Consider the following 13387-nt stretch of genomic DNA (forward strand, 5'->3'; position numbering starts at 1 on the left):
GTCGTCCCGCGGCCGGCGGCCGTGGCCGCGGTGGGACCACGGCGGGCGCTTTCGGCCCCGGTGGCCGTGGTCGCCCCGGTCGCCAGCGCAAGTCCAAGCGCGCGAAGCGGCAGGAATGGGAGAGCGGGCTCGAAGCGCCGCGCATGGGCGCGATGGTGCCCCGCGGCAACGGGCAGGCCATCCGGCTTCCGCGTGGCGCCTCACTGGCCGATTTCGCCGACAAGATCGATGCGAACCCGGGCGCTCTGGTCCAGGTCGTGTTCACCCAGCTCGGCGAGATGGTCACCGCGACCCAGTCCTGCACCGACGAGACGCTGCAGCTGTTGGGCGTCACGCTCGGTTACGAGGTCCAGATCGTCAGTCCGGAGGACGAGGACAAGGAGCTCCTCGAGAGCTTCGACCTCTCCTTCGGCGGGGAGTACGGCGACGACGTCGAGCTCAGCTCCCGGCCGCCGGTCGTGACCGTCATGGGTCACGTCGATCATGGTAAGACGAAACTGCTGGACGCCATCCGCTCCACCGACGTGGTCGGGGGCGAGGCCGGTGGTATCACCCAGCACATCGGTGCCTACCAGGTGCGGGCCAAGGTCGACGGCGACGAGCGTCCGATCACCTTCATCGACACTCCGGGCCACGAGACCTTCACCGCCATGCGGGCCCGCGGTGCGCAGGTGACGGACATCGTGGTCCTGGTCGTGGCCGCCGACGACGGGGTGAAGCCGCAGACCATCGAGGCGCTGAACCACGCCCAGGCGGCCGGCGTCCCGGTCGTGGTGGCGGTCAACAAGGTCGACAAGGAGGGCGCCGATCCGGCCAAGGTACGGGGCCAGCTCACCGAGTACGGCCTGGTGGCGGAGGAGTACGGCGGCGACACGATGTTCGTCGACGTCTCCGCCCGCAACCGGACGAACATCGACGGCCTGCTCGAGGCGATCGTCCTGACCGCCGACGCCTCCCTGGACCTACGGGCTCCGACCGAGGTCGAGGCGCAGGGTGTCGCCATCGAAGGCCGGCTTGACCGGGGCCGGGGTCCGGTGGCGACCGTGCTGGTCCAGCGCGGCACGCTGAGGGTCGGTGACTCGGTCGTCGCCGGCGAGGCGTTCGGTCGGGTTCGGGCGATGCTCGACGAACACGGTGGTCAGGTGGTCGAGGCGGGCCCGGCCCGGCCCGTCCAGGTCCTGGGGTTCACCAGCGTTCCCGACGCCGGTGACAACTTCCTGGTGGTGCCCGAGGACCGAGTGGCCCGTCAGATCGCCGAACGTCGTCAGGCCCGCGAGCGTAACGCGGAGCTGGCGCTGAGCCGAGGCCGTCCGACATTGGAGACGATCCTCGAGCGGATGAAGGAGGGCGAGAAGACCCAGCTCAACCTCATCCTCAAGGGCGATGTGTCCGGTTCGGTCGAGGCGCTCGAGGACGCCCTACTCAAGATCGATATCGGCGACGAGGTCGGTCTGCGGATCATCGACCGTGGGGTCGGTGCGATCACTGAGACCAACGTGATGCTGGCGTCGGCTTCCGACGCGGTCATCATCGGCTTCAACGTCCGGCCGCAGGGCAAGGCGACGGAGTTGGCCGACCGTGAGGGCGTCGAGGTCCGCTACTACTCGGTGATCTACCAGGCCATCGAGGACATCGAGAACGCCCTGAAGGGCATGCTCAAGCCCGTCTACGAGGAAGCGCAGCTCGGTACCGCCGAGGTTCGCGAGGTCTTCCGCGTGCCGCGGATCGGCAACGTGGCCGGCTGTCTGGTCCGTTCCGGCGTCATCCGGCGGAACACCAAGGCCAGGCTCATCCGCGACGGCGTCGTCGTGGCCGACAACCTCACGGTCGAGTCGCTCAAGCGTTTCAAGGACGACGCGACGGAGGTCCGCGAGGGCTACGAGTGCGGTATCGGTCTCGGGTCGTTCAACGACATCAAGATCGATGACGTGATCGAGACGTTCGAGCAACGGGAGGTTCCCCGCGCCTGAGCACGCCCGCGACCGGTGACGATCGAGCTGCCTGCTCGATCGTCACCGGCGGTGTGTGCCCGGCGGCGGGAGACGACCATGTGGATCGGAACCCTCAACCTTGATCTGCTGCTCGGTGACGTGCACTCGTTGAAGGAGAAACGGTCGGTGGTGCGGCCGATCGTGGCGGAGCTGCGTCGCCGTTTCGCCCTCAGCGTGGCCGAGACCGGCCATCATGATCTGTACCGGCGAGCCGAGATCGGGATGGCGGTCGTCGCCGCGGACCGGGCGCACTGCGTTGAGGTCCTCTGTTCCTGCGAGCAGCTGGTGGCCCAGCGACCGGACGTCGAGGTGCTCGCCGCGCGGGCGCGCTACTTCTCGGCGGACGACGCGGACGACGAACCGCATGCACCCGGCGAACCGCACACACCCGGTGCATCTGCCGCGGTGAGCGTGCCGCCGACGGGACCGGCGAACGAGGAGGTGGACGGTGGCTGATCCGGCCCGGGCACGGCGGCTGGCCGTGCGTATCCGCGAGGTCGTGGCGTCCATGCTGGAGCGTGGCGTCAAGGATCCTCGACTCGGCATGGTGACCGTCACGGAGGTGCGGCTGACGCCGGATCTGGTCGACGCGACGGTCTTCTACACCGTCTACGGCGATGAGACGGCGCGGCAGGCGTCGGCCCAGGCGCTCGAATCCGCTCGGGGGCTGCTGCGCAGCCAGGTCGGCCGGGCCACGGGGGTGAAGGTGACCCCGACGCTCACCTTCGTTCATGACCGGCTTCCCGACGACGCCCAGCATCTGGAGAAGCTGATCAGCGTTGCCCGGGAACGCGACGCGTATCTGGCCGAGGTCCGTCGGGATGCTCGCCCGGCGGGCGACGACGATCCCTACCGCCGGCCGCGCTCCGCCACCGACGAGCCGGATGAGCCCGATGAGCTGGGCGAGCTGGATGAGGTGGGCGAGTATGGCGGGACGGCCCGGCAGGAGGGATGACGGGTACGGGCCCGGGACACCGCGGTGACAGGCACGAGACAGCGGCGATGGGACGAGACAGCGGCGATGGGAACTGACGATGAGCGATGCGACCGATCTCGTGGACCCGTCGGCGGCGCCGGTCAGCCGCTCCTGCCCGGGCGGTGCCGGTCCGACCGGTGATTTCCAGGCCGCGGTGACCGCACTGACCGGCGCGATCGACGCCGGTGACGACATTCTGCTGATCGCCCACGTGAACCCCGACGGGGACAGTCTCGGATCGGCGTTGGCGCTGGGGCTCGCGCTGCGGTCGCTGGGCGGAAGACCGCGGGTATCCTTCGACGCCGATCCCTTCGTCGTTCCCCGGGTGCTTCGCTTCCTCGCCGGTCAGGATCTGTTGGTGGCTCCCGAGGCCGTCACCGGCCGGCCGGGTCTCGTGGTGACCCTGGATGCCGGCAGCCGGTCCCGGCTGGGCAGGCTCGCCAACACCACGGCCGGTCGCCGGGTCCTGGTCGTCGACCACCATGCCTCCAACACCCGGTTCGGCGATCTCAACCTGGTCGACCCCGAGGCGGCCTCGACCAGCGCCATGGTCGTCGACCTCATCGATGCCCTGGGCGTGCGGCTCGACCGGGACATCGCGACAGCGATCTACACCGGTCTGGTGACCGACACGGGATCGTTCCGTTTCGCCGCGACGACACCGGCGGTGCACCAACTGGCCGCCCGGCTGCTGGCCACGGGCATCCGTCCCGACCTGATCAGCCGTGCCCTGTGGGACACCCACCGCTTCGGCTATCTCAAGCTACTCAGGGAGGTTCTCGACCGCGTCCGGCTGGAGCCCGAGTACGACCTCGTCTGGTCCTGGTGCAGCCAGGCCGATCTGCGCGCCGCGGGACTGGAGTACGACGAGATCGAGGGGCTCATCGACACGGTGCGCACCGTGTCGGAGGCCGAGGTCGCCCTTGTCTGCAAGCAGGATGGTGACGTCTGGAAGGTCTCGGCCCGTTCCAAGGGGGACGTCGACGTCGGCGCGGTCTGTACGGCTCTCGGTGGTGGCGGCCATCGCTTCGCCGCCGGATTCTCCCGCGGGACGACGCTCGACGAGCTGATGGGCGTGCTCCGGGACGCGCTGGCGCAGGCTCCGCGCCTGGGAGGCCCGGGGAACGCGGCCCGGAGCCCGCGGTGAGCACCCGGGGGGGATCCACCCGGGGACCCGCGCGGCCGGGGGGAGCCGCATCCCGCCGGGGATCCGGGACCGGTCCCGGGCCACAGGTCGACGGGCTCGTCGTCGTGGACAAGCCGGCCGGCTGGACGTCGCACGACGTCGTTGCCAGGGCGTGGCGCATTCTCGGGCAGCGCCGGATCGGCCACGCGGGCACCCTCGATCCGATGGCGACGGGTGTGCTGGTGCTGGGAGCCGGCCGGGGAACCCGCCTGCTCGGGCATCTCGCCCTCACCGGCAAGGCGTACGACGCCACGATCCGGCTCGGCCGGACTACCACGACCGACGACGCCGAGGGCGCGCCGGTCGAGGACCGTCCGGTGGACGTCGACGCCGACCGGCTCACCCGGGCCATGGCCGCCCTCACCGGGGTGCTCGACCAGGTTCCCGCCAGCGTGAGCGCGGTCAAGGTGGGCGGGGTACGCGCGTACGCCAGGGTCCGGGCCGGCGAGGTGGTCGATCTCGCCCCACGCCGGGTGACGGTCCACCGCTTCGACCTGCTGGCGCGGCGGGCCGCGGGCGATGGGGCGGTGGACCCGGCCGGAACCGATCTGGAGGTCACGGTCGGTTGCTCCAGCGGAACGTACGTGCGGGCGCTCGCCCGTGATCTCGGGGCGGCGTTGGACTGCGGGGCGCATCTGACCGCCCTGCGGCGCACCGCCGTTGGTCCCTTCGACCTGGCGGGCGCAGTGACTCTCGACACGTTCGCCGAGCTGGGGCCGCGGGCGGTCACGTCGCTGACCGACGCGGTCGCGGCCGGCTTCCCGCGCCGCGACGTGACGGCGGAGGCGGCGGCGGACGTGTCCCATGGCCGGCGGTTGCCCCCGGTAGGACGGCCGGGCACGTACGGCGTCTTCGGTCCCGACGGGACCGTGCTGGCCCTGGTCGAGGAGACTGAGCGTGCGGTCCGGTCGCTCGTCGTCTTCGCCCCGGTCTAGTCTGGCGGCACCCGGCCGGGGCTCGGCGGCCCGACAGCGCCCCACGAGAATGTCCTAGGCTTCGCACGTGCGAACGTGGCGAGGGGCGGAGAACACGCCTGTCGAGTGGCGGGGCGGGGTCGTCACGATTGGCTTCTTCGACGGGGTGCACCTCGGGCACCGGCAGATCATCGGCCGGGCGGTTCGGCTGGCGCGGGAACGCGGTGAGCGTTCGCTGGTGTTGACCTTCGACCCGCATCCCGGTGAGGTGCTGCGACCCGGCAGCCATCCCGCCCTGCTCACGACGCTGCGTTTCAAGGCCGAGCTGTTGGCCGGGACCGGGGTGGACGCGCTCTGCGTCGAGCCGTTCACGCTGGAGTTCAGCCGGGTCTCCCCGGCCGACTTCGTGCACGGGATACTGGTCGAGCGGCTGCGGGCGAGCGTGGTCGTGGTGGGGGAGAACTTCACCTACGGTCACCGGGCCGCCGGGACGCTCGCGACGCTGTCGGAGGCGGGCGCCCGGGAGGGATTCGAGGTCGACGGGGTCCGTCTCGTCCGCTCCGGCGAGCAGGTGCTTTCCTCGACGGCGATCCGTGCCCGGGTGGCCGAGGGCGACGTAGCGGCCGCGGCGGCCGCGCTGGACCGGCCGCACCGGGTCGAGGGTGTCGTCGTGCACGGCGACGCGCGTGGCCGCACCATCGGCTATCCTACGGCGAACATCCAGGTGACGCCCTGGGCCGCCGTTCCGGCGGACGGCGTGTACGCGGGCTTTGCCTGCTGGTCCGGCCGCCGTCAGCCCGCCGCCATCTCGATCGGCACGAATCCGACGTTCGAGGGACGCGACCGGCGCGTCGAAGCGTTCCTCCTGGACTTTGACGAGGATCTCTACGGCGAGTACATGGCCTACGAGTTCACCCATCGGCTGCGTCCGACCCTGCGCTTCGACTCGGTGGCCGAGCTCGTCACCCAGATGGCCGCCGATGTGGAGGCCACCCGCGCGGCAACCCTGCTCGTCTGAACTCGTCTGAACTCGGCTCACTCCGCCGGGGGCCGAGCGGTTCCCCTCGGGTTGATAAGCTTCCCGGTCAGGCGGGTGCGGTGTGTCCGGACCGGACGGCGATGATGCCGAGGTCCGGTGATCGGTCCGGGTGGGGAAGACCCCGGACGCGCGCCGTCCCGAAACAGAAGGAGAAGGTGGAGCGTGCCGCTCGCGAGCGACGTCAAGCAGAAGATCATGTCCGATTACGCCACCGTCGAGCGGGACACGGGCTCGCCTGAGGTGCAGGTCGCGATGCTGACTCGTCGGATCAGTGACCTGACCGAGCATCTCAAGGCGCATAAGCACGATCACCACAGCCGCCGCGGTCTGCTGCTGCTCGTCGGCCGTCGCCGACGGCTGCTGAACTACCTGGCGAAGACGGATATCAACCGATACCGCGCTCTGATCGAGCGACTCGGGCTACGGCGATAGCGCGAAGAGGGAGCGGCCCGGGCGGGACGCTCCCTCTGACGCATTGGGGGTAAGTACCGAATGCGTCGAGCCGTCGGCGGAGTCGTCCGCTCGGCGGTGTGGAGGACCTGGCCGGGTCCATGGTGGTGCGAGCCGCCGGTCCTCGGTCGTGGTCGCCGGGATGGGTACGGGCACCGGACCCGGGGGCTTCGACTGAGCACCGGCATCCTCGTTGGCATGGACCCGGCCGCAGAAGAGGATCGGCCGCGTGGATCCGGCCGAGGAAGAGGATGGAGTGGTTCGAGTGGACGACTCGATACATGCGGCCGAAGCGGTCATCGCGACCCCGGCCGGAGACCGGACGGTTCGGTTCGAGACTGGGCGTCTCGCCAAGCAGGCCGCCGGCTCGGCCGTCGCCTACCTGGGCGACACGATGGTGCTCTCGGCGACGACGGTTAGCAAGCAGCCCAAGGAACAGCTCGACTTCTTCCCGCTGACGGTGGATGTCGAGGAGCGGATGTACGCGGCCGGGCGCATCCCCGGCTCGTTCTTCCGGCGGGAGGGCCGCCCCAGCGAGGACGCGATCCTCACCTGCCGGCTCATCGACCGGCCGCTGCGGCCGTCGTTCGCCAAGGGGCTGCGCAACGAGATCCAGGTCGTGGCCACCGTGCTCGCCCTGGATCCCGACACCCTTTACGATGTGGTCGCCATCAACGCGGCCAGCGCGTCGACGACGCTGTCTGGCCTGCCCTTCACCGGGCCGATCGGCGCGACCCGGGTCGGGTTCGTCGATGGCGAGTGCATCGCCTTCCCGACCCATGCGGAGCTCGCTCGGGCGACCTTCGACATGGTCGTGGCCGGTCGGGTGATCGAGGACGGCTCGGACGTCGCGATCATAATGGTGGAGGCCGAGGCGACCCCGGGCACGGTCGAACTGCTCGCGCACGGCGCGCCGGCTCCCACCGAGGAGGTCGTGGCCGCGGGCCTCGAGGCGGCGAAGCCCGCCATCCGTGAGCTCTGCCGGGCCCAGAACGAGCTGGCCGCGCTCGCCGCGAAGCCCGCCCGGGAGTTCCCCGTCTTCATCGACCATCACGACGACGTGCTGGACGCGCTGTCCGCGGCAATCGGCGACGAGCTGTCCGCCGCGCTGCGCATCCCCGGCAAGGCTGAGCGCGAGAACGAGCTCGACCGGGCCCGCCAGCTCGCGGCCGAGAAGGTGGCCTCCCAGTTCGAGGGGCGGGAGAAGGAGATCGGCGCCGCCTACCGGGCACTGACCAAGAAGCTCGTCCGCTCCCGCATCGTGACCGAGGGCGTGCGCATCGACGGTCGCTCGACAACCGAGATCCGCGCGCTGTCAGCCGAGGTCGACTACATCCCGCGGGTACACGGCTCGGCGCTGTTCGAGCGGGGCGAGACGCAGATCCTCGGCGTCACGACCCTGGCCATGCTGCGCATGGAGCAGACGGTCGACACGCTCAACCCCGACCGCACCAAGCGGTACATGCACAACTACAACTTCCCGCCGTACTCCACCGGCGAGACCGGCCGCGTCGGTTCGCCGAAGCGCCGAGAGATCGGCCACGGGGCACTCGCCGAGCGGGCCCTGCTCCCGGTGCTGCCCAGCCGCGAGGAGTTCCCCTACGCGATCCGGCAGGTATCCGAGGCGCTGGGTTCGAACGGGTCGACGAGCATGGGCTCGGTGTGCGCGAGCACCCTGTCTCTGCTCAACGCCGGGGTACCGCTTAAGGCGCCGGTCGCCGGGATCGCGATGGGCCTCATCCACGCCGACGACTCCTACGTCACCCTGACCGACATCCTCGGGGCCGAGGACGCCTACGGGGACATGGACTTCAAGATCGCCGGCACCCGGGACTTCGTCACCGCGCTCCAGCTCGACACCAAGCTCGACGGCATCCCGGCCTCGGTCCTCGCCGCGGCGCTCCAGCAGGCGCGCGGGGCGCGGCTCGCGATCCTTGACGTGATGGCCGAGGCCATCGGCAGCCCGGACGAGATGTCCGCTCACGCCCCGCGGGTCATCTCCGTCAAGATCCCGGTGGACAAGATCGGGGAGGTCATCGGACCCAAGGGTAAGATGATCAACCAGATCCAGGCGGACAGCGGTGCCGAGATCACCGTCGAGGACGACGGGACGATCTACATCGGCGCGGTGGACGGTCCGTCGGCGGAGTCCGCCCGGTCGGCGATCAACGCGATCGCCAACCCGCAGATGCCCGAGGTCGGCGAGCGTTATCTGGGGACGATTGTGAAGATCACCAATTTCGGGGCCTTCGTCTCGCTCACCCCGGGCCGGGACGGCCTGCTCCACGTCAGCAAGCTCAAGACACTCTCCGGCGGTAAGCGGGTGGAGAAGGTGGAGGACGTCCTGACGGTGGGTCAGAAGCTCCAGGTCGAGATCACCGAGATCGACAGCCGCGGGAAGATCAGCCTGTCCCCGAGCGCCGAAGCCGCCGAAGCCGCCGACGCGGCGGTCGCCGCCTCCTGACGGCCCGTCGTGTCCGACACTCCCACGCCCGACCTGACCTGCTCCGCGGGGACCGCCGGCGCGCCGCGGAACAAGCCGGTTCCCGGCTCCCGGGCCGCGCACCTGCTCGCTGGCGGGGTCGGTGGCGAATCGTTGCTGGACGGCGCGGTGCGCCGCACCGTGCTCCCCGGCGGTCTGCGGGTCATCACCGAGCGGGTCCCCGGGGTGCGCTCGGTCGCGATCGGCGTCTGGGTCGGGGTGGGCTCGCGCGACGAGACGCCGGTGACCGCCGGATGCTCCCACTACCTGGAGCACCTGCTGTTCAAGGGCACGCCCAGCCGGGACGCGTTGACCATCAGCGCGTCGGTCGAGGCGGTCGGCGGGGACATCAACGCCTTCACCGGCAAGGAGTACACCTGCTACTACGCGCGGGTGCTCGACTCCGATCTCGCGATGGCCGTCGACGTCATCGCCGACATGGTCACCAACTCGCTGGTGACGGCCGACGACGTCGAGGCCGAGCGTGGCGTGATCCTGGAGGAGATCGCCATGTACGAGGACGACCCGGGTGACCTCGTCCATGACGTGTTCGCGGAGGCGATGCTCGGGTCGTCGGTGCTCGGCCGCCCGGTGCTCGGGACGACCGAGTCGATCGAGGGGCTGGGCCGGGAGACCATCGCGGACTACTACCGCTCCCGGTACATCCCGCCGGCGATGGTGGTCTCCATCGCCGGCAACCTGGCGCACGACCGGGCGCTGGCGCTGGTAGCCGAGGCGTTCGCCGACCGTCTGACAGTGAGCGCCGAGCCGTTCGAGGTACGTGGCGGATCGTACGACTACCCGCAGCCGCCCGGCATCGTCGTGACCGACCGGCCGACCGAGCAGGCGCATCTCGTGCTCGGCACTAGGGGACTGTCCCGGCACGATCCGCGCCGTTACACGCTCGGCGTGCTGTCGACGGCGCTAGGCGGTGGGATGAGCTCGCGGCTGTTCCAGGAGATCCGGGAGAAGCGGGGGCTGGCGTACTCGGTGGGTTCGTTCGCCTCCCACTTCGCCGACGCGGGCCTGTTCGGCGTCTATGCCGGATGCGCCCCCAAGCGTGCCGATATGGTCCTCGAGCTCGCCCGTGAGCAGGTACGCCAGATCGCCGAGCACGGGATCAGTGCCGAGGAACTCGACCGGGCCCGTGGGCAGAACCGCGGCTCGATGATTCTCGGCCTGGAGGACACCGGATCCCGGATGAGCCGCCTCGGCAAGAGCGAGCTCGTCCACGGTGAGGTCCTGCCGGTCGACGAGATCATAGCCCGGGTGGGCGCGGTCACCCTCGACGACGTCACCACGATCGCGCGGGAGCTGCTGGACCAGTCCTGGGCCCTGGGCGTTATCGGACCCTTCGACGACCACGACTTCAGCGCCGCCGTCGCCCGTTAGCGGCTCTCCTCCCGAGAGGTTCGAGGTTCACTGAATGTCCGACCCCGACTCCCGCCCGGTAGCCGGTGCTGTCCCGGCAACCGGGATACCGGCAACAGGGATAGCAGTGGGGGTGCTCGGTGCACGGGGACGGATGGGGTCGACGGTGTGTGCTGCCGTCGAAGCCGCCGCCGACCTGGCGCTGGTCGCGGCCCTCGGCGTCGGCGATGACCGTGGTGCGCTCGCCGCGGCTGACGTCGTCGTCGACTTCACCACCCCGGACGCGGTGATGGACAATCTCCGCTGGTGTGTCCAGGCCGGCAAGCACGTCGTCGTCGGCACCACCGGCTTCGACGAGCCGCGGCTCGCGACCCTGCGTGGCTGGCTGGCCGCGGCACCGGGGGTCGGGGTGCTCGTCGCGCCGAACTTCGGGGTAGCCGCCGTGCTGATGATGACGTTTGCTGCCCGGGCCGCCCGGTTCTTCGACTCGGTGGAGATCGTCGAGTTGCACCATCCCGGCAAGGCCGACGCGCCAAGCGGCACCGCCCGGCGTACCGCGGAGCTGGTCGCCGCGGCGCGTACCACCGCCGGGTTGCCGGTGGCCGGCCCGGACGCGACGACCGCCGCCCTCGACGGTGCCCGCGGCGCCCGGGTCGACGGCGTGCCGGTGCATGCCGTCCGCCTCGCCGGGCTCGTCGCGCATCAGGAGGTCCTGCTCGGGGGCGCGGGGGAGACCCTCACCCTGCGACATGATTCCTACGACCGCACCTCGTTCATGCCGGGGGTGCTGCTGAGCGTGCGGAAGGTCGGCGAGCGACCGGGACTCACGGTCGGTCTGGAGTCGCTGCTCGACCTGGACTAGCGCCGCGGGCACTTCGGGGCAGGTGTCTGCTGTCACCACGGGCCGCGAAAGATAGGTTTCCGGGTGCGGTCGGACACGTTAACCGTCGTTTCCCGGCGGGTACCCGTAGCATCTTCGGTATCGATCTTGGTGCGACGTTCAGCTGCCTGGCCCGGGTGTCCGGTTCCGGCGAGCCGCAGATCGTGCCGTTGCCCGACGACGCGCGGACGCTGCCGAGCGTGGTGCTGTTCGTGGGGGCCGACGACTACATCACCGGGGAGACCGCGCGGCGGCTGGCCCGGGCGCGCCCCGACGACGTGTGCTCCCTGGTCAAGCGGCGGATGGGGGACGGGGACTGGCGTTTCGTGACCCGCGGCGCGGCCTGGTCGGCGCCGGCCGTCAGCGGTCTGATCCTCAAGGCGCTGGTCTCCGACGCCGCGCTCACCACCGGCGAGCCCGTCGAGGACGTCGTGATCACCGTTCCGGCCTACTTCGGGGACGAGGAGCGCCGCGCGACGGTGCTTGCCGGCGAGTACGCGGGGCTGAATGTCGTCGGCGTCATCAACGAGCCGACCGCGGCGGCGCTGTCCTACGGCTTTGCCCGCTTCGAGATCGGTGCACGGCGTATGCTCGGTGGTCGCGGCGGAGGAGGTCGCGCTCGTCTACGACCTGGGCGGCGGTACGTTTGACGTCACCGTGGTCGAGCTCGCCGACCGGCGGGTGTCGGTGGTGGCGATCGACGGTGACCATCAGCTGGGCGGTGCCGACTGGGACGAGAAGGTGGTGCTCTTCCTCTGCGACCGGTTCCTCGCGGCCCATCCCGGCGCCCGGGACCCGCTCGACGACGGCGAGACCGCCCAGGCGCTCGCGCTCGCCGCCGAACGGGCCCGCCGGGAGCTGACCGACGTCGCATCGACGACGGTCCTGGTCGAGCACGCCGGGTTGTCCACCGAGGTCACGCTGACCCGCGACGAACTCGAACGGCTCACCGCCGGTCTGCTTGACCGGACGATCACCCTTACCCGGGTCGCGGTCGACGCCGCGCGGGCCCGAGGGGTGCGGGGGGTCGACCGGATCCTGCTCGTCGGCGGCGCGGCGCGGATGCCGGCCGTGGCCAGGCGCCTCGCCGCCGAGTTCGCCGTGCCCGTCGAGTTGACCGATCCCGACCTCGCCGTGGCCCGCGGGGCCGCGATCTACGGGGAGAAGAAGGCGCTGGAACGCCTGGTGGCCGCCGACCTGGTGACCCGCGGTCAGCTGGTTGACGGGGCTGCCGTGGACACCGCCGCCCCAGCGGACCTGGACGCGGCGTGCCGGCGGCTCGCGAGCGTCCTCGGCCTGCCCGCCCAGCGGGTGCGCCGCACCGTCGAGGTACAGGTCGTCAACGTTGTCTCGCGTGGTTTCGGGGTGTTGGCGTTGAACCGGTTCGGTGAACAGGGGGCAGTCTTCCTGGTGCACCGCAACGACCGGCTTCCGATCGCCGTCCGGCGCGCGTTCGGGACGGTGCGCAACGACCAGGACGCCGTCACCGTCTACGTCGTCGAACAGGCCGGTGGTGTCGAATCGGCGCGTATCGAGGACAACAAGGTCATTGCCGAGGCCGAGATCACGGGTATCCCGCCCGGTTTCCCGGCCGACTCCCAGATTGAGATCATTTTCCGGATGGGTTTCGATGGGATCCTGGAGGTGACGGCGACGCATGAGGGTCTCGTCGACCGGCCGCTCACGGTACGGGTGGAGACCTCGGCCGCGTTGAGCCAGGCCGACGTCGCCCGCGAGCGGGAACAGGTGGCCCGGGCCCGCTGGGAGCGCGGCGGCCCGGGTGGTGCGCCGAGCGGATGGATCTGAGGGGCGCGGCGATGCGGTCCTTCGACTCCAACGACTACCGTCGCCGGGTCCTCGCCGTCGTGCACAGCCGGGGCGGGGCCGAGCACAGCGATCCCTTCGAGATCTACGACATTCCGCTCGACGAGGTGGACACCCTCGACGACGCCGCAATCGAGGCCAGGACCGCGGATGTCTGGGCGTTCTGGCAGCGCAGCCGGGACCACCCCCGCTACCGAGGAGTGATTATCGGTCTGCTGGGGCTGCACGCGGAGCTCGTCGCGGCACTGGCGACCCGTACCGCGCGCCTCGTTCT

At 70.6% G+C, this 13387-nt stretch carries 10 protein-coding genes and 2 pseudogenes; all 12 read left to right on the forward strand.

All coding sequences use genetic code 11. The annotated features are described in order from the left end of the window. Positions 1 to 1970 (forward strand): translation initiation factor IF-2 (gene infB, locus AC08OT_RS13500; RefSeq protein WP_476602869.1); only part of this gene is annotated, 1970 nt, incomplete at its 5' end. Between the two features lie 78 nt (positions 1971 to 2048). Next, complete coding sequence (locus tag AC08OT_RS13505; protein WP_476593260.1) at positions 2049 to 2447, forward strand: DUF503 domain-containing protein; 399 nt, start codon at positions 2049 to 2051, stop codon at positions 2445 to 2447. Then, positions 2440 to 2946: a 30S ribosome-binding factor RbfA gene (rbfA, locus tag AC08OT_RS13510; protein WP_476593259.1), complete on the forward strand. Its 507-nt coding sequence runs from the start codon at positions 2440 to 2442 to the stop codon at positions 2944 to 2946. The genes AC08OT_RS13505 and rbfA overlap by 8 nt, the downstream gene beginning before the upstream one ends. 79 nt (positions 2947 to 3025) lie before the next feature. After that, entirely contained in the window at positions 3026 to 4114 is a 1089-nt protein-coding gene (locus tag AC08OT_RS13515) for a DHH family phosphoesterase (protein ID WP_476593258.1), read from the forward strand. Then, positions 4111 to 5088, forward strand: coding sequence for a tRNA pseudouridine(55) synthase TruB (gene truB / locus AC08OT_RS13520; RefSeq protein WP_476593257.1), 978 nt, complete (start codon positions 4111 to 4113; stop codon positions 5086 to 5088). Before AC08OT_RS13515 ends, truB begins: the two co-directional genes overlap by 4 nt. A gap of 67 nt (positions 5089 to 5155) precedes the next feature. Beyond that, on the forward strand, positions 5156 to 6085 hold the full coding sequence (locus AC08OT_RS13525) for a bifunctional riboflavin kinase/FAD synthetase (protein WP_476594812.1): 930 nt from the start codon (positions 5156 to 5158) through the stop codon (positions 6083 to 6085). A gap of 183 nt (positions 6086 to 6268) precedes the next feature. Beyond that, the gene (gene rpsO, locus AC08OT_RS13530) at positions 6269 to 6538 is read left to right on the forward strand and encodes a 30S ribosomal protein S15 (RefSeq protein ID WP_462202578.1); all 270 of its coding nucleotides are present in this window, start codon (positions 6269 to 6271) and stop codon (positions 6536 to 6538) included. A gap of 283 nt (positions 6539 to 6821) precedes the next feature. Beyond that, the gene (locus tag AC08OT_RS13535) at positions 6822 to 9020 is read left to right on the forward strand and encodes a polyribonucleotide nucleotidyltransferase (protein WP_476593263.1); all 2199 of its coding nucleotides are present in this window, start codon (positions 6822 to 6824) and stop codon (positions 9018 to 9020) included. A gap of 9 nt (positions 9021 to 9029) precedes the next feature. Continuing rightward, positions 9030 to 10430: a M16 family metallopeptidase gene (locus AC08OT_RS13540; protein WP_476593255.1), complete on the forward strand. Its 1401-nt coding sequence runs from the start codon at positions 9030 to 9032 to the stop codon at positions 10428 to 10430. 106 nt (positions 10431 to 10536) lie between these two features. Next, positions 10537 to 11271 (forward strand): 4-hydroxy-tetrahydrodipicolinate reductase, encoded by a 735-nt coding sequence (dapB, locus tag AC08OT_RS13545; protein WP_476593262.1) that lies wholly within the window; start codon positions 10537 to 10539, stop codon positions 11269 to 11271. A gap of 110 nt (positions 11272 to 11381) precedes the next feature. Then, positions 11382 to 13095: pseudogene (locus tag AC08OT_RS13550) on the forward strand (Hsp70 family protein). An 11-nt stretch (positions 13096 to 13106) separates the two neighbouring features. Then, positions 13107 to 13387 (forward strand): annotated as a pseudogene (locus AC08OT_RS13555) (hypothetical protein); the annotation flags it as partial.

Source organism: Frankia sp. CgJB1, from assembly GCF_977947065.1.

Coding starts and splice junctions, on each gene's coding strand:
- AC08OT_RS13505 (WP_476593260.1), top strand. CDS start 2,049: ATGTGGATCGGAACCCTCAACCTTGATCTGCTGCTCGGTGACGTGCAC.
- AC08OT_RS13515 (WP_476593258.1), top strand. CDS start 3,026: ATGAGCGATGCGACCGATCTCGTGGACCCGTCGGCGGCGCCGGTCAGC.